The following is a 14,397-nucleotide window of genomic DNA, read 5'->3' as shown; positions in this document are numbered from 1 at the left end:
ACGACGAATTTCAGCATATGCCCAAGACGTACACCGGCGAAGACATTGATGTCCTCGAAGGCCTCGAACCGGTCCGCAAGCGGCCGGGCATGTACATCGGGGGGACGGGGCGGCCCGGCCTGCACCACATCCTCTGGGAGGTAGTGGACAACGCCGTCGACGAAGCCACGAACGGCTACGCCTCCCGGATCGAAGTCGTCCTGCACGAGGACGGGGAGAGCATCTCCGTGTCCGACAACGGACGTGGGATTCCGGTGGACGATCATCCCGAGAAGGGCGTGCCCACCGTCCAGTTGATTCTCACGACGCTCCACTCCGGCGGCAAGTTTGACGCGAGCAATTACATCACGTCCGGCGGCCTCCACGGGGTGGGCGTGTCGGTCGTGAACGCCCTCTCGGAAGAGCTCGTGGCGACCGTCAAGCGCGATGGGAAAGAGTACAAGCAGCGCTTCCGGCAGGGCACGCCGGTGACGGGCCTGGACCTCTCGAAGGACAGTGCGCGCGGGACCGGGACGGACATCTACTTCCGGCCCGACCCGGATATCTTCGAGTCCGTCGAGTTTGACCCCTCCTGGATCCGGGAGCACCTGGAGGTAAAGACGTACCTAAACCGGGACCTAAAAATTATCTTCCGGGACGAGACGAGCGGCGAGCGGCACGAGCTGCACCACGAGGGGGGTATCCAGGAATACCTGGACTACCTGGTTGAAGACCTCCAGGTGAGCCCGATCCACGACGACGTCTTCATGATGGAGGCCGAGGACCTGGACGAGGACGGACGCCTGGAAATCGCGCTCCAGTGGACCGACGCGCCGAAGGAGCAGCTCCACACGTTCGTCAACGGCATTCCGACGGAGGACGGCGGGACCCACGAGCAGGGGCTCAAGAGCGGCATCCGGTCCGTGATCCGGTCGTTCATGGACACGCACGACCTCGTGCCGCACCGACTGGAGATTAAGGGCGACGACACCCGCGAGGGGCTCGTGGCAATCGTAAATCTGTTCCACGTGGACCCGCAGTTTCAGGGACAGACGAAGGACAAGCTCAACAACCCGTCGGTTCGGTCGCAGGTCTCGGGGGCACTTCGCACCGAGCTGGAGCAGTACCTGAACGACCACTCGTCGACGGGGGAGGCCATTGCGTCCCGGGTTGTGCAGGCGGCGAAGGCCCGCCGGGCCCGTCGCTCCGCATCCGGGGGCGGCAGTGGGCGTTCGAGCTCGAAGTCGCGCCTACAGCTGCCCGGCAAGCTGGCCGACTGTTCGTCGAGCACCCCGAGCGAGTGCGAGCTCTTCATTGTGGAGGGCGACTCGGCCGGGGGGTCGGCCAAGCAGGCCCGCGACCGAGAGACGCAGGCGGTTCTGCCCCTTCGTGGAAAGGTGCTGAATGCCGAGCAGGCCACCCTCGATCGGGTGCAGAACAACAAGGAATTGTCCAACATCGTGCAGGCGCTGGGCTGCGGCATCGGCGACGCGCTGGACCTCTCCGACCTCCGCTACCGAAAGGTTATTCTCCTGATGGACGCGGACTCGGACGGCCACCACATCGCGACCCTCCTGCTCACGTTCTTCTACCGGTACATGCGGCCCCTCATCGAAGGCGGATTCGTGCACATCGCCCAGCCGCCGCTCTACCGCATCGAGGCGGGCAAGGAAACCCACTGGGCGCTCGACGATCCCGATAAGGAGCAGATTCTGGACGAGATCCGGAGCGACGGGCGCAACCCCAACGTTGATATTCAGCGCTTCAAGGGACTGGGGGAGATGATGCCCGACACGCTGAACGAAACGACCCTCTCGCCCGAGGGGCGCCGCCTGCTCGAGGTAAGCATTCCCGATACCGAACGCATGGTGACGGAGCAGACGATCACTGAACTGATGGGGCGCGACAGTTCGGCCCGCTTCAAGTTCATCATGCAGCACGCCGCCGAGGCGGACGAGTTGGACGTGTAACGGTCCTTCCAGACGTACAGTTGGTACCCCGGACTTGTCACCGATACCTGCTACGAAGCCCAACGGAGCCGTTCAGCTGCCCCTCCTGCGTGCTGCTTCCTCTCGGGTAGACCCCGCGAAGCTGTGAAACGCAGTGGAAAGCCACATGTGGCGCACCAGCGCGCAGCTGCACGCCGAACTTTCCGGGCGGCCCGGGGTACCTACGTGATAGAAAATTCTAGATAGGCTCGTAGCTCAACCTGGTAGAGCAACGGACTCTTAATCCGTGAGCTGGGGGTTCGAATCCCCCCGGGCCTACTGCCCAAGTGAAGACTGAATCGGTCCCCTCCATGGAGCCGCTACCGTCTCGGAATGTACCGGGACGGTTTTCGTGTTGGCCACCGATGTGAAAAGGTTCCCCACGGCGTTCGTCTTCGGCCCATCAGCAGGGGTTCAAGTGTCAAGTAGAAGCTGGAAGCTTCCGTGGCCCGAGATGGGGGACCCCCATCGGCGCCCTTGGGACTTGACTCTGTCCATCAATGTTACGGCTCAGCGAGACCAAAGTCGCCCTCGAGCCCGTGAGTTAGATACAACGTCTCTATAACCAACCCAAAGCCACATGCGAAACAGGTCCGCGCGAGCTCACACCGACGAAAAGTTCAGTAGCAGCAAGGACAAGTCCCTGCGAGAATATGGAGGGTTTTACACCGGAATGGCCACCACCTTTGCCGGGGCACTCGAGACCTCCCGCGAGGCCATCGTCGAAGCTGTGGACGGCTCCGACCCTGTCGAGACGTTCATTTCGGTCAACGGAAACAGAGGAACCGATGCACCCGGGGGCAGCACGAATCGAATCAAGTCCGACGAGCACGACTTGACGGGTGTAGATCGGGTGTTCATCGCCGTGACGAGGGAACAGTTTGAGGCACTTGCAGACCGGGTCGGGGCCGACGTGAACATCGAGTAGACGAGTGTCTCCGAGAACCGCGGAGCATCGCGGCCATGAACGGAGCCTTTTCGCCCCGTCGGGCGACATCGAGAGGGCGATCACTTCGCTCCTTCTCGCGATAAGGACTCCTAAACCCTCACTGCGTCTTTGCGCAGTGTGCATCCGACGACCCGAAGCGCACTGCAAAGACGTAGTGAGGGTCTTTGCCCCTTCTTGCTACCCAAAAGAGAAAGACTCATCGGCTAGGTGCCAGTCCGCCCTGTAGACGCTGGGCGCGTCTCTCGTTGGGTGTACGATAGGTCTCCATCCCCCTGAGCAATCAGCGACCGGAACCTCTGTCATGGAGGTGTGCACCGTCGCCAGACGGCGAGGTGCCAACGCGTCCTGGCGATGCCGTTCGCTGGAGACTCTTTTCGCCGAGCCAACACGTTCTGCTCCGCCCGCGGCCAAGGGTTAGCCGTGAGCAGGGGTGTAGGGAAATGCCACCATCCGGTGAACCTCCTTAACCCCGCTGCTGCTGTTCCGATAGGGGAGGATCACCGAAAAGTGTACCCGGAGTGCTTTGATCTGACCTGCGTTGGCATGGGGGGCAGAAATGGCCTTGGCCGTCTGATCCAGAAACTGAATGTCAATGTAGCCGAGCATTCCTGGGGTCCGGCCCGCACTCGTCCCCCCTTTGGTGCGCGATAGTTGATACAGGGTGCGCTCCTTGCCTTCAACCGTGTCGGTTTCCACCACCGATACGTCGTACTGAACGGTCTGGATGGCTCCTCCGGTGCTGCTTTTGTACCGGAACGATAGATTCGTCAAGACCGAGTCCGTCGGGGATGCATTGTCGTCTGTCCGTGATACCCCCCCGAACACGGTGTCGGCCGTCGTGATGTGACGTCCCATGCTCTCCAAGTCCTCCTCCATCCAGGTTGCAATCTCCTCCGATTGGGTGAGGGCTGCCTCCTGACCAGAGGCCGCTGTGCTAAGCTCCATGGCCCGCAGCTGCAGGCTTGCCAGGATGAGTAGCACCGTCGTCCCGACCACGACTGCCGTCAGGTTGTCGTAGAGAAACGCCATGACGAATCGCTATTTCAGCGGATGCAGTGAACGGAAGGCCCCCATTCGGCCCTACGGGTAGGCAAAGACCTCTGAGTACCGGATGGGCTCAGCAAGAGCTGCGGATTGGCCGTCTGGAGCCACGTCCTGCACGAACACGTTGACTTTTTTTCGACCGGTCGGTCCGCTGCACGGTTGGAGATCTGCGCACACGTATTGCACCTCCACCTCCACCGAAAACTTCAGCGAATCGTCCGCCAAGGGAAACGGCACCGTCCCGGTCGTCTCGTTAAACTCTTCGATCGCCTGGCAGTGCTGGACGCTCCCACCGTCCTGGCTTGGGTGGAGCCGGCAGTCCTTGCTCAGGCCAGCAGGGATGTCCGAGAAAGATGAGGGGTTGAGAACGACGTCCTCACCGGTTCCCAAGACTGCACCGTCGAACGCTCGGGCCCGCACCACCTCAATGGTCTGCATTCCAACGCCCAGGGCCATCTGCTCGATTTCTCCCCGGACGGACTGGTCCTGAAATCGGAGGCTCGACTGCATCTGCCCGAAGGACAGGAACATCGACACCAAAAGCGCCAGAAGGGCAAGGAGCGTCTGCTGCATAGAGGCCCGGCAACGTTATATTCAAAAGGAAGGGAGGGATGATGCTCGCATGGTTTACTCTCCTGCCCGAAGCAATCGACTGTTCCGGTCGGTGACCACGGTCGTCGTTGACTCTATTGAAGGGAGGGTACCGATGTACTTCAGCAGCTGGTCGGAGTTAAATTTGACGGCGTTTCCACCATTCATGCTGAACTCGTCTTTGCTATCCTGCTCGTACGTGGCCCAGTCTTGCAGCACCAGCCCTCCATTGATGTTGCGCGAGTCTCCGCCCCCGTTGAACCGGATTGTCCCCCCGTTGGCCACAAACACAAGTCCGTTCCACTGCCGGTCTCCACTGACCGTGAACTCCCCGTTGGTGACATAGAGGATGCCGTCGTTTTGCGAATCACTGAAGTTCTTCAGGTCACAGCCGGTGCACTCAGTCACGTCGGAGTCCCCGGCCGCAATCGCGTCCTGGATCGTCTGCCCCATCTGATCCATCTGGTCCTCGACCCAGTCGTCGTGGGCCGACGTTCGGACCTGAACGTCGCACCCCCCACCGGTGCCCTCGACATTGGTCTCTGTGTTGCTGTCGTAGCTTCCCCCGTGGAACTCGTCACAGACTGCCCCGGCATCCTCCCCGTGCGGTAGCGTAATGCCATGCCGATCTGTCCGCCCTCCCGCGTCGAGTCCGGAGACGCACGGCCCTCCGCTGCAGCCTCCCCCTTGTACCGAGAAGTTCACGGGGGTGCTCGCAGTAATGGCATTGAACACTGAGCTGACGGTTGTGTCCTTGCGCACCGACGCCTGAATCTGGTAGGTGTGCTCCCCATAGGTGCCTTCGGCGGTGAGGTCCACGGTCTTCCCGCCTCCAGTGGAGGCGGCGTCGAACTGAAGCCGGTAGGTTCCTTGCTCGTGCGTGCCCTCCTTCACCGTGTCCCCGATCGTGTCGAACGTACGCTCCACCTCACTGACGCCGTCGTTAAACACCGAGCGAGCAATTTGACGGGCAATGACGACGCCCTGCCGTTCGCTCCGCTCTGCGCTGGAATCCTGGGCGGTGCTGTTCGATTGGGCGCCCAATGCTGCTAGGCCTGCCGCCGCGGCAAATACGACTAGGAGTATGTACTTTCCCATGGGACTAGATTTTTGGGCAAGAGAAATATACGTCGAAAAGCGGGGGACTTAACCCGAGTTCGTATTTGGGAAGACCAATACAGAAAAAAGAAAAACCAGATACCTGAGAGAGCAGAGTAGTTGAAGATGACACAAAAAGAATGCCGACCAAAATATACCTCTTTGACTGGGTGTACGAGAGGAGTCCGGATAATTTTTACCGGACATGTTCACTTTGGCCGAGAGCGTGGGTCAGCCACGAGAATCTCCGACAGCCCCTATCGGCCCGCCTGGCTCCCGGAGTTCTTTTCATCAGAGAGACTGTGATCCGCACCCTTCACTTCTGCACAGGCCTTCCCCGAGGCGTCACCAGGTCTCAAGATTTCGGCGTGACAGTGCACCAAAAGAAGCAGTCGAAAACGGGAGGAGCAGTGAAACCTCACCGTCTATGCGCTCCGTGCCGCCGTTGAATACAATGAACACGCAGCGGGTTTGCGGAGATGAGCCCCGTCGCGTCTTGCCGACGGATCTGCATACACGTGTCCCGACGCCGAGGTCGCATTTCCGTGAGGCCCCTCAAGACTGGCTTGGATAGACTTGGGCACTACGCAAAATAGCCCCTGTGGACCACCCTCCTCATATGAATGATTCTGCACGGTTGGCATGCAATTTGCAAAATATGCTCCATGCTTCGTTGCCTGCTAGGTCTCCCGAAAGATTATGGGAAAGTATGTTCTTCTGATCACGATCGGCGCCTCAGCAGCACTGAGCATGTACGCCGGACAATTTCAGAGTGCTCAGGTGGACGCGAGAAACGAACTGGCGGACCGGCAGAAACTCATCGTCGCCCGCCAGATGGCCCGGTCGGCGTATGCATCGGGGGTGAGCGAGGTAAAACGACAGCTCAACGTCGGGCTGAATCAGTGCGAGCAGCTTGAGGGCGGAACCTTTGAACTCACCACGAGCCCGCTGTCGGGAGACACCGTGCAGGTCCGTGCGGTCGGCCAATACGGGGCAGACGGATGCAGCTGCACGGAGTGCCCGCAGTATGCCATCAGTGGAGAGGCGGCGCTGGAGCCAAATGGATCGTTCAGTGCCCTCACGTTCGATGGGTCTCTCGGGTCGGCCAGCCTTTCAGGTGGGGGAAAGGGGCCGGTTATCTCTGGCAACGACGCGGCCGGAAAGCAGGACCGGAATGGAGTAAGCCTTTCTGAGTCTGGAGACGAGGCGACGATGAGGGAGGAGTTTTGCGGACGTCAAGGATCAGACGTTCAGGGCATCGGGGGAGACTGTGACGTGGTCCATGATCCAGACATCGACCTCGAGCCGCTCGACGCGGAGCTCTCAGACCTTGTCCAAAACCAGGCGACCCACGAAGAGAGTGAGCTTTGTACGGGCAAAAGCTCTGTGGGAAGCCCTAAAGATCCTGCGGTCGTGAAAGTGGAGAACGGCTGCAAACTGTCCGGGAAATCGGGAGGGACGGGAATCCTCTATGTAGACGGGGGCTCCCTTACCATGACGGGGAATTCAGAATGGAAGGGGATGGTCTTTGTCACCGGAAAGGGGGACTTTGAGGCCAGTAAGGGAACGCCCGACATCAATGGGAGCGTGGTCTTTCATGACGGAGGCTCCCTCGACATGAGAGGAACCGCCAGTGTCCAGTACAACTCGGATCGTGTGCGTCAGTTACGAGAAGAGTTTGGAATCGATGCGTTGAAGGAACTCATTGATTCTCCCGCCGGAGACGAGGTGCGCATGGTCAGTCGAAGTCAGGGGGCTGTGGGGCCCGAAGAGGCGCCTGCAGGCCGGGGGAGAGGTGGATCCAGAAATTGAGTTATCAACCGAACTTCGCCGTTCGAAGAAACAGAAGAGAGGCGACACAAGAGACGACCTGTTGGAGCGACTCGGTCGGGATTTGCCCAGTAATCCCCGGGTGCCTGTGCTTCACGCCCCATGCGTGGCCTCGCATTGGGCCTCAGGTGTCCCGATCTTCTTCGTGGTAAAGCTCGTTCAGCATGGTGGCCCACTGGTGAAGCCGGTGAATCTGCTCCTGCTCTACGCCCTGGTCGAGCGCGCGCTGGATGCTCTCTTGGGCAGCCGATTTGGGAGATCTGGTTGACTCCATGGCCGAGTTCGTCTCAGTTGCTTCCATGTCGATCGCTTTGTTTTCGTGGCGAAAAGACGGTTGTGCGTCGTAAAAGGTGTCCCCTGTGTGTTGCAATCAATCCCTACCTCCTAAGACGAGTTGTGACCCCGGTGTGACGTAAACGCTTCCTGCGACGAGACTTCATGTGAGCCCTCGTCTTCTACTCCCTCCGTTCAATACGTGTGAACGTACCCGGTCGCACTGGTCTAACTCCGTGAGGCGGGTCCTAGATATCTGTGCCCCTGAGCCGACCCACAGCAACTGTCCGTTGAGCCCACTTGCTTGGCTGGGTCAGTCCCCGTTCTGAGGATGCCCTGCTCTGGTCAAAGAAACACCCATGAGGTTCCGCGTAATGCGGTGTCACAGGTTCGATTGCGTCGTTTTGGCTTACCAGTTTTCATATGGCGTGCGTGTGAGGGTAATAGGCCTCGCATAGTTCTTGCGGATTAGTTCGTGTGTTATATCTAACACCTGCCGGATAAACAGCCTAGAGCGCGCTGAGCCTGGTCGATCCGGGAACGCCTTCTAGGTCATCGCCAAAGATGACCTCCACTGAATGGCCCCCACCGGACACGTTGCAGTATGACGCGTGCATCCTGGTCATACCAGTCATTTCTCTGGCCTGACGACGCGGAGTTCCCCGTCGAAAAACGGTCGGCCGTTCTGCTTCACCGCCTCCTGTCGCTGATTGGGGCCGTTCTCATGGGCCTCGCGGGTTGTCTCCTCGCTGCTGTTGACCCGTCGGCGGTCGACCTCCTGTCGTTTTTCGGGGGGGGAGGGGGAGTCTTTCTTGGCCTTCTGGGAGCCTCCTACGTGTCAGGTGTAGTGCGGTATTGGCATCCCGAGTGGATGCGAGGAGTGGCCTACGTCCTGATGGTGGGACTGGGGACGATCGCCGCCCTCAATGGCTTTTCCGCGGACTACGACGTGGGGCTATTGCTCCTGTACGGAACGCTTCCGTGTGTTGTCGCGCTCGGGGCCGAGTCGAACCGGCCCGTGTGGCGGTTTTTAGGGATTGGCATTCTGGCTAGCGTTTCGGGAACCATTTTCGGTTTGATCCCGCCCCCTGAGGCACTGGTCCTGACTGGGGGAATGGCGGCGGTGGCCTCCGTCGAAGGCATCGCTCTGAGCGGGCAATTCTTTGTCCGCGGACGACTGGAGCGCCAGAACGATTTGTTCGCCCGTGCTCAGAGGTTGGCGGACATTGGCGCCTGGGAGTATGGGGTGTTCTCGGAGGAGTTGTTCTGGACCCAGCAGGTGCGAAAGATCCATGGCCTTCCGCCCGACTACGAGCCAACCGTCGACGAGGCGGTGTCGTTCTACCATCCCGATGATCAATCCCTGATCGAAGAGATACTCGACCGTGCCGTTGAAAAGGGCATCCCCTTCGACGAAGAATTGCGCCTCAAACATGAGCACACGGGGGACCGATGGGTCCGTGCCCGGGGCACGCCCCAAATGGAAGACGGCGAAGTTGCCAGGATCCGGGGCACATTTCAGGATATTACCGAGCGGAAGACGCAGCAGCAGCGGCTACAGTCCCTCCGTGAACGTCTCGAACTGGCCATCGGCGGGGCGGGGCTCGGTACCTGGGACTGGGACATTGAGACCGATGAGGTCATATTCAATCAACAGTGGGCCGAAATGCTCGGCTACTCGCTGGAGGAACTGGACTTTCGCTTTGAGATCTGGGAAGAACTGGTCCATCCCGATGACCTATCCGCAGCCGCAGAGGCTCTGGACGCGCACCTCGCGGGCACGACCGATTTCTACCAGCAAGAGCTTCGGATGCGGACCAAGGGCGGAGATTGGAAATGGATTCGAGCGGTCGGTCGGGCCGTTGAGCGCGACGCGCAGGGCACACCGACGCGAGCCGCCGGAATTCACCTGGACATTGACGAGCGGAAGCGAGACAAGCAGAAACTGCGGGCACGAAGCGCCGCGATGGAGACATCGATTGACGGCATGGCAATCCTGGGCCCGGACGAGACGTACCGGTTTGTCAACCAGGCCCACGCCGACATCTATGGCTACGAGTCTCCAGATGCGTTCCTGGAGAATACGTGGCGGATGTGCTACGAAGAGAGTGAGCAGACTCGGCTGGAAGAGCGTGCGTTTCCAGTTCTTCGCGCCGAGGGATCGTGGCGCGGGGAGGCCCTGGGACAGCGTCGGGACGGCACGACCTTTCCGCAAGAAGTTTCACTGACCCTGGCCCAAGAGGGGCATATCGTGGGGATCGTCCGCGATATCACTGGGCGCAAGGCTCAGGAGCGCGAGCTCCGCGAGATTGCCGGCGAGTACGAAACGACGCTCGACAACGTCACGGACGCCATTTTCCTCGCGGACGTGGTGGGGACCGGGCCGAAGGCCGAGTTTCGGTTCGAGCGGCTTAGTTCCTCGTACGAAGCCATGACCGGTCTCACGACCGAAGAGGTTCGGGGCAAGACGCCGAGTGAGGTCCTCGGGGCCGGTCCAGGGGGCGAACTCACGGCCAACTTTCACCGCTGTGTGGAGACGAAGACACCCGTCACCTACGAAGAGGAGATCGCCATGGGCCGAGAGGTTCGAATGTGGCAAACGAGCCTCGCGCCGGTTCTCGTCGGCGGAAAGGTTGAGCGGATCGTAGGGGTGGGCCGAGACATCACCAAACGTGTGGAGCGAGAACAAGAGCTCGAACGGAAGAATGCCCGTCTCGATAGCTTTGCGGGCCTGGTGTCGCACGATCTCCGAAATCCACTGAACGTGGCGACGGGGCGTCTTCAACTGGCACAGGAAGAAGAGGCCCCCGACCCCGACCACTTGGTGGCCGTCGAGCGCGCCCTCGAGCGCATGGACGCTATTATTGAAGATGTTCTTGCCCTTACCTGGGGCGGGCGGGACATCCGGGCCGAAGAATTGTCGACCTTCAGCCTCGCGTCCCTGGCCGAGACGAGTTGGGACCACGTTGATACCAGCAAGGCCACCCTCCACTTCGATGATCCCCCTCGTGTTCGGTGCGACGAAGACCGGCTCCGGCGACTTTTGGAAAACCTATTCCGGAATGCCGTGGAGCATGGTGGGGAAACGGTGTCGGTTGAGGTGGGCCGATGCCCGGGCGGGTTTTACGTAGAAGATGACGGCACGGGCTTTCCCGAGGGCAAGAACGAAGCGGTCTTTGAGGCGGGCTATTCTTCGGGGGACGAGGGGACGGGGCTGGGGCTCTCAATCGTAGAGTCCATAGCGGAGGCTCATGGGGGAACCCTCTCGGCGACCAATGGCAGGGCAGGTGGAGCTCGGTTCGAGGTGACGGGAATCGACGTGGAAGCGCCAGGCGAAGAGAACACGTAAATGGTTTCGGCCGGGCGCCCATGGCGATTATTTTTCCGGACACCGGGCTACATGAACCGCAGCCCATTTATGTTTTATATTCCGTTATTGCAATTCGATACTTTTAAATACGCTTACCGAGTGCAGAGGGGTCCAGACGGTCTAAATCAAGAGGGGAAAAGGATTCACGTCTTTGCAATTCGACTCCACATTCTGTCACCTCTTGGGCGTACGACCTACAAACTTCAGAAGTCACGCTATCTCTGAGCCGTCATGTCGTTGGGTGTCATGTCGTTGGGTTGTGGAGGCAACGTGGGTTCTGAGCGGTCCGATACGGATTACGGATTCGCGTCTCTTTGCTCACGCATTGAGCGCGCGATGAGTCTTTTAGCGTACGAGAGAATCCAATCTCGTAGGTCCGGTCGGTCAAATTCGTTCGATCAACTCTGATATCGACTCGGCCACGTTGCTCGGCCGGTAGGCGAATTCCGAAATCTCTTCGCGTCGCGTTGATCCGGACAGCACCAGGTGTGTAGTCAACCCGGCCTCCATGCCGGCCATGACATCAGTGTCCATGCGGTCCCCCGCCATCGCCGTGGTGGCCGAGTGCGCATCGATCTGATTCAATGCGCTTCGGATCATGATCGGATTGGGTTTGCCAACGAAATAGGGCTTCTGCCCAGTGGCTTCCCTGATGAGGGCGGCGACAGAGCCAGTGGCCGGGAGCGGCCCCTCTGGCGACGGGCCCGTGACGTCCGGGTTGGTGGCTATAAAGCGCGCTCCTTGTTCGATGAGTCGGACGGCCGCCGTGATGTGCTGAAACGAATACGTGCGGGTCTCGCCCAGCACCACGAAATCGGGGTCGGCATCCGTGAGCGTGTAGCCTACCTCGTGGAGCGCCGTCGTCAACCCGGCCTCCCCAACGGCGTACGCCGACGCCTCGGGCGCCTGGTCGGAGAGAAACTGTGCGGTGGCGACGGCCGAGGTCCAAATCTGCGCCTCCGGCACGTCCAGCCCGGCGCGGGCGAGGCGGGCCGATAAGTCGCGCCGGGTGTAGATGGAATTGTTGGTGAGCACGAGAAAAGGCAACTCCTTCTCCCGAAGCCGCTCAATGAACTGCTGCGCACCAGGAAGGACAACTTCCTCATGCACCAGTACGCCGTCCATATCGAGAAGCCATGCATTCGCCGCTTCCTGCTCGTCTGCCATCGTCTGAAAAGGTGTAAGTCACTGTGTCGTGCGGATACATCCAGTCAGCTGTTATCAGTCAGTTGTTATGAAAGATGGTGATACCCTTGAACCGCGACGACCGACCGAAAGTCGACCGTAAGAACTCCCTTTTGTTGGGAGGCTATGTCGTCTGCTGCGGCCCGTGCTTTCTCGGTTCGTGCGCTGCCGTCCGCCTGGTCGTTGTCCTCAGACTGGGGAGCCTCGAGGTCGTATTCGTAGGTTGTGCAGGGCGAAATCTCCCCGTGGGTTTCCGAACGAGGAGATGCATTCGAAAATGACTCAAAGTCGCTTGCAATCTGTCGGACGGTCTCTTCGGGGACGTGATACAACTTCTGTTTGTGGAACTCGGAGCCGGTTTCTGAGAGGGCGTGCGTAATAATTAGCTTCATAGGGAGGTGAGGGTGCCTAGTACGTCCAGTGAGGATGCAGCGATAGTGGGGCGTGGATTCTTTACGAGCCCCCCGTGGAAGATATCCGTAGCGGTGCGGATCGGCGAATCGATGCACAGGATGAGGCGAGAAGGCCCGGGTGTAGGTAGATCAGAAGAGAGAGGCTTGGAGGGGAATTTGCTCGCCATTCGCGGGCCTGCCAAGTCAGGATCAAGCCTGCTCGTTCGGGGCCCTGGAGGGATCACCCGGCTGGATTCATCGTAGCAGGCCATCACCATATCCTCCAGGTCACCGCTGGGGGACTTCGTGTCTCTACCTCAAGGAATGAGTCCTCCCCCTTATGCCGTACCCCAAGCAGATGGTTGAGCCAATGCGCAAGGAATTGACCCAGCTCGGTGTCGAGGAATTGCGCACGCCCGACGAGGTCGATGCCGCCTTCGATCAGGCGGAGGACGGGACAATGCTGCTCGTGATTAACTCGGTTTGTGGCTGCGCCGCGGGCAACGCCCGACCGGCCGTCGCCAAGGCGAAAGATGCGACCGATCAACATCCAGACCACTATGCCACGGTGTTCGCCGGGCAGGATCTCGAGGCCACGGAGCGGGCCCGAGAGCACCTCGTGGGCATCCCGCCATCGTCGCCGTTCTTTGCTCTTCTTCGGGACGGCCAGCCCGTGTACGTGGTGGAGCGGAAGCACATTGAGGGTCGCAATGCCGATGTCATTGCCCGAGATCTAGTGGAAGCATTCGAGGCGTACTGTGGAGAGGAAGAGCCTCCCGCCGACGCCCCATCGCGTCCTGATTCCTCAAGCTCCGGTGACGGGCTCCCGTCTACTTTTCAGTCTATCACGTAGGAAATAGCACAGTAAGGTAGGGTGTGCGAGAACGTGCTCTGTCTGGTCGACTTGCCGTAGCTTATGCCTGACGATGCGTCTCCAGGGTCCCCGGACGCCCCGGCGCCTTCCCCCGACCGTGATGACCATCCGGCGGCGGCAGACGACCACACGCTCGTAGAGGCCGCGGAGGCGATTTTGTTTGCCGCCGATGAGCCTGTGTCGGCGGCCCGCATCGCGACGATCGTGGCCGACGTGACGGGCCGCTCAGCGCCGTCCGAGGACGACATCGCCTCGGCCCTCGATCGGCTTAACGCAGCGTACGAGGAGCACGGTCGGGCCTTCACGGTGAAGTCCTGGGCGGGCGGGTACCGGATGGTGACCCGGGCCTCCCTTTCGCCCTACGCAAAAACCTTTTACGTGGAGGAGCAGGAAACCAGCCTCTCGCGCTCTCTGATGGAAGCCTTGGCGGTGATCGCCTACCGCCAGCCGGTCACTCGGCCGGAGGTCGACTTTGTGCGCGGCGTCAATTCGGACTACGCGATCCGGAAACTGCTGGAGATGGATTTGGCGAGTGTGGAAGGGCGGGCGGATTCCGTAGGGCGCCCTCTGCTTTATGGCACCACCGACCGCTTTCTCGAGCAGTTCGGCCTCGACGCCCTCGACGACCTCCCGTCCCTTCGAGAGGTGGAAGACCTACTTGATGACCCGGCCTTCGACGACGAGCGAGCCAAGCTCCTGCAACTTGACCGGGAGGAGGGAATCTCGGTCGATATGCTGGACGCCGACAATGCCGATTTCTCCGATGACCGTCCTTCCGAGTAGAAGGCGACCTCCCGCCCGTTACCTAATATGAACGAGTCCCT

Annotated in this window: 12 protein-coding genes and 1 tRNA gene; 7 read left to right on the top strand and 6 right to left on the bottom strand. The window is 60.2% G+C overall.

Translation table 11 applies throughout. The features are described from left to right. Nucleotides 1-17 precede the first annotated feature (17 nt). The 3 genes from OJB03_RS07750 (at nt 18) to OJB03_RS07740 (ending at nt 2,895) form a co-directional block, all read left to right on the top strand. Nucleotides 18-1,949 carry a DNA gyrase/topoisomerase IV subunit B gene (locus OJB03_RS07750; RefSeq protein WP_263786338.1) on the top strand — a complete coding sequence of 644 codons (1,932 nt, stop codon included), beginning with the start codon at nt 18-20 and terminating at the stop codon, nt 1,947-1,949. Between the two features lie 223 nt (nt 1,950-2,172). Further along, a tRNA-Lys gene (locus OJB03_RS07745) sits at nt 2,173-2,246 on the top strand. 301 nt (nt 2,247-2,547) lie between these two features. Then, nucleotides 2,548-2,895, top strand: coding sequence for a hypothetical protein (locus OJB03_RS07740; RefSeq protein WP_263786337.1), 348 nt, complete (start codon nt 2,548-2,550; stop codon nt 2,893-2,895). A 435-nt stretch (nt 2,896-3,330) separates the two neighbouring features. Here the strand turns inward: OJB03_RS07740 and OJB03_RS07735 are convergent, their stop codons facing one another. The 3 genes from OJB03_RS07735 to OJB03_RS07725 are packed head-to-tail and all read right to left on the bottom strand — an operon-like array spanning nt 3,331 to nt 5,649. After that, nucleotides 3,331-3,945: a hypothetical protein gene (locus OJB03_RS07735; protein WP_263786336.1), complete on the bottom strand. Its 615-nt coding sequence runs from the start codon at nt 3,943-3,945 to the stop codon at nt 3,331-3,333. A gap of 51 nt (nt 3,946-3,996) precedes the next feature. Beyond that, on the bottom strand, nt 3,997-4,533 hold the full coding sequence (locus tag OJB03_RS07730; RefSeq protein ID WP_263786335.1) for a hypothetical protein: 537 nt from the start codon (nt 4,531-4,533) through the stop codon (nt 3,997-3,999). A 54-nt stretch (nt 4,534-4,587) separates the two neighbouring features. Next, complete coding sequence (locus OJB03_RS07725) at nt 4,588-5,649, bottom strand: hypothetical protein (RefSeq protein WP_263786334.1); 1,062 nt, start codon at nt 5,647-5,649, stop codon at nt 4,588-4,590. A gap of 699 nt (nt 5,650-6,348) precedes the next feature. Here OJB03_RS07725 and OJB03_RS07720 point away from each other — a divergent pair. After that, nucleotides 6,349-7,461, top strand: a complete 1,113-nt coding sequence (locus tag OJB03_RS07720; RefSeq protein ID WP_263786333.1) for a hypothetical protein — start codon at nt 6,349-6,351, stop codon at nt 7,459-7,461. 142 nt (nt 7,462-7,603) lie between these two features. Here OJB03_RS07720 and OJB03_RS07715 read toward each other — a convergent pair whose 3' ends face one another. Beyond that, nucleotides 7,604-7,780, bottom strand: coding sequence for a hypothetical protein (locus OJB03_RS07715; RefSeq protein ID WP_263786332.1), 177 nt, complete (start codon nt 7,778-7,780; stop codon nt 7,604-7,606). Nucleotides 7,781-8,356: 576 nt separating this feature from the next. Here OJB03_RS07715 and OJB03_RS07710 point away from each other — a divergent pair. Continuing rightward, a complete protein-coding gene (locus OJB03_RS07710; protein ID WP_263786331.1) occupies nt 8,357-11,101 on the top strand; it encodes a PAS domain-containing sensor histidine kinase in 2,745 nt (914 codons plus the stop codon). A gap of 405 nt (nt 11,102-11,506) precedes the next feature. On the opposite strand, the gene OJB03_RS07705 is transcribed toward OJB03_RS07710, so the two are convergent. Both OJB03_RS07705 and OJB03_RS07700 read right to left on the bottom strand, forming a co-directional pair. Continuing rightward, nucleotides 11,507-12,289, bottom strand: a complete 783-nt coding sequence (locus OJB03_RS07705; protein ID WP_263786330.1) for an HAD-IIA family hydrolase — start codon at nt 12,287-12,289, stop codon at nt 11,507-11,509. A 65-nt stretch (nt 12,290-12,354) separates the two neighbouring features. Then, on the bottom strand, nt 12,355-12,699 hold the full coding sequence (locus OJB03_RS07700) for a hypothetical protein (RefSeq protein ID WP_263786329.1): 345 nt from the start codon (nt 12,697-12,699) through the stop codon (nt 12,355-12,357). Between the two features lie 340 nt (nt 12,700-13,039). Here OJB03_RS07700 and OJB03_RS07695 point away from each other — a divergent pair, with 340 nt between their 5' ends. Beyond that, on the top strand, nt 13,040-13,552 hold the full coding sequence (locus OJB03_RS07695) for a BrxA/BrxB family bacilliredoxin (protein ID WP_263786328.1): 513 nt from the start codon (nt 13,040-13,042) through the stop codon (nt 13,550-13,552). A gap of 63 nt (nt 13,553-13,615) precedes the next feature. Further along, nucleotides 13,616-14,356 (top strand): SMC-Scp complex subunit ScpB, encoded by a 741-nt coding sequence (gene scpB, locus OJB03_RS07690; protein WP_263786327.1) that lies wholly within the window; start codon nt 13,616-13,618, stop codon nt 14,354-14,356. Nucleotides 14,357-14,397: the final 41 nt, after the last annotated feature.

Source organism: Salinibacter grassmerensis (assembly GCF_947077765.1).
GTDB lineage: Bacteria > Bacteroidota > Rhodothermia > Rhodothermales > Salinibacteraceae > Salinibacter > Salinibacter grassmerensis.
The sequence above is the reverse complement of the archived record's forward strand: the minus strand, read 5'-3'. Positions and strand labels throughout refer to the sequence as shown.

Excerpts from the sequence above, each read along its gene's own strand:
- OJB03_RS07750 (WP_263786338.1), top strand. The coding sequence starts at position 18 with ATGCCCAAGACGTACACCGGCGAAGACATTGATGTCCTCGAAGGCCTC.
- OJB03_RS07740 (WP_263786337.1), top strand. The coding sequence starts at position 2,548 with ATGCGAAACAGGTCCGCGCGAGCTCACACCGACGAAAAGTTCAGTAGC.
- OJB03_RS07735 (WP_263786336.1), bottom strand. The coding sequence starts at position 3,945 with ATGGCGTTTCTCTACGACAACCTGACGGCAGTCGTGGTCGGGACGACG.
- OJB03_RS07730 (WP_263786335.1), bottom strand. The coding sequence starts at position 4,533 with ATGCAGCAGACGCTCCTTGCCCTTCTGGCGCTTTTGGTGTCGATGTTC.
- OJB03_RS07725 (WP_263786334.1), bottom strand. The coding sequence starts at position 5,649 with ATGGGAAAGTACATACTCCTAGTCGTATTTGCCGCGGCGGCAGGCCTA.
- OJB03_RS07720 (WP_263786333.1), top strand. The coding sequence starts at position 6,349 with ATGGGAAAGTATGTTCTTCTGATCACGATCGGCGCCTCAGCAGCACTG.
- OJB03_RS07715 (WP_263786332.1), bottom strand. The coding sequence starts at position 7,780 with ATGGAAGCAACTGAGACGAACTCGGCCATGGAGTCAACCAGATCTCCC.
- OJB03_RS07710 (WP_263786331.1), top strand. The coding sequence starts at position 8,357 with ATGACGCGTGCATCCTGGTCATACCAGTCATTTCTCTGGCCTGACGAC.
- OJB03_RS07705 (WP_263786330.1), bottom strand. The coding sequence starts at position 12,289 with ATGGCAGACGAGCAGGAAGCGGCGAATGCATGGCTTCTCGATATGGAC.
- OJB03_RS07700 (WP_263786329.1), bottom strand. The coding sequence starts at position 12,699 with ATGAAGCTAATTATTACGCACGCCCTCTCAGAAACCGGCTCCGAGTTC.
- OJB03_RS07695 (WP_263786328.1), top strand. The coding sequence starts at position 13,040 with ATGCCGTACCCCAAGCAGATGGTTGAGCCAATGCGCAAGGAATTGACC.
- scpB (WP_263786327.1), top strand. The coding sequence starts at position 13,616 with ATGCCTGACGATGCGTCTCCAGGGTCCCCGGACGCCCCGGCGCCTTCC.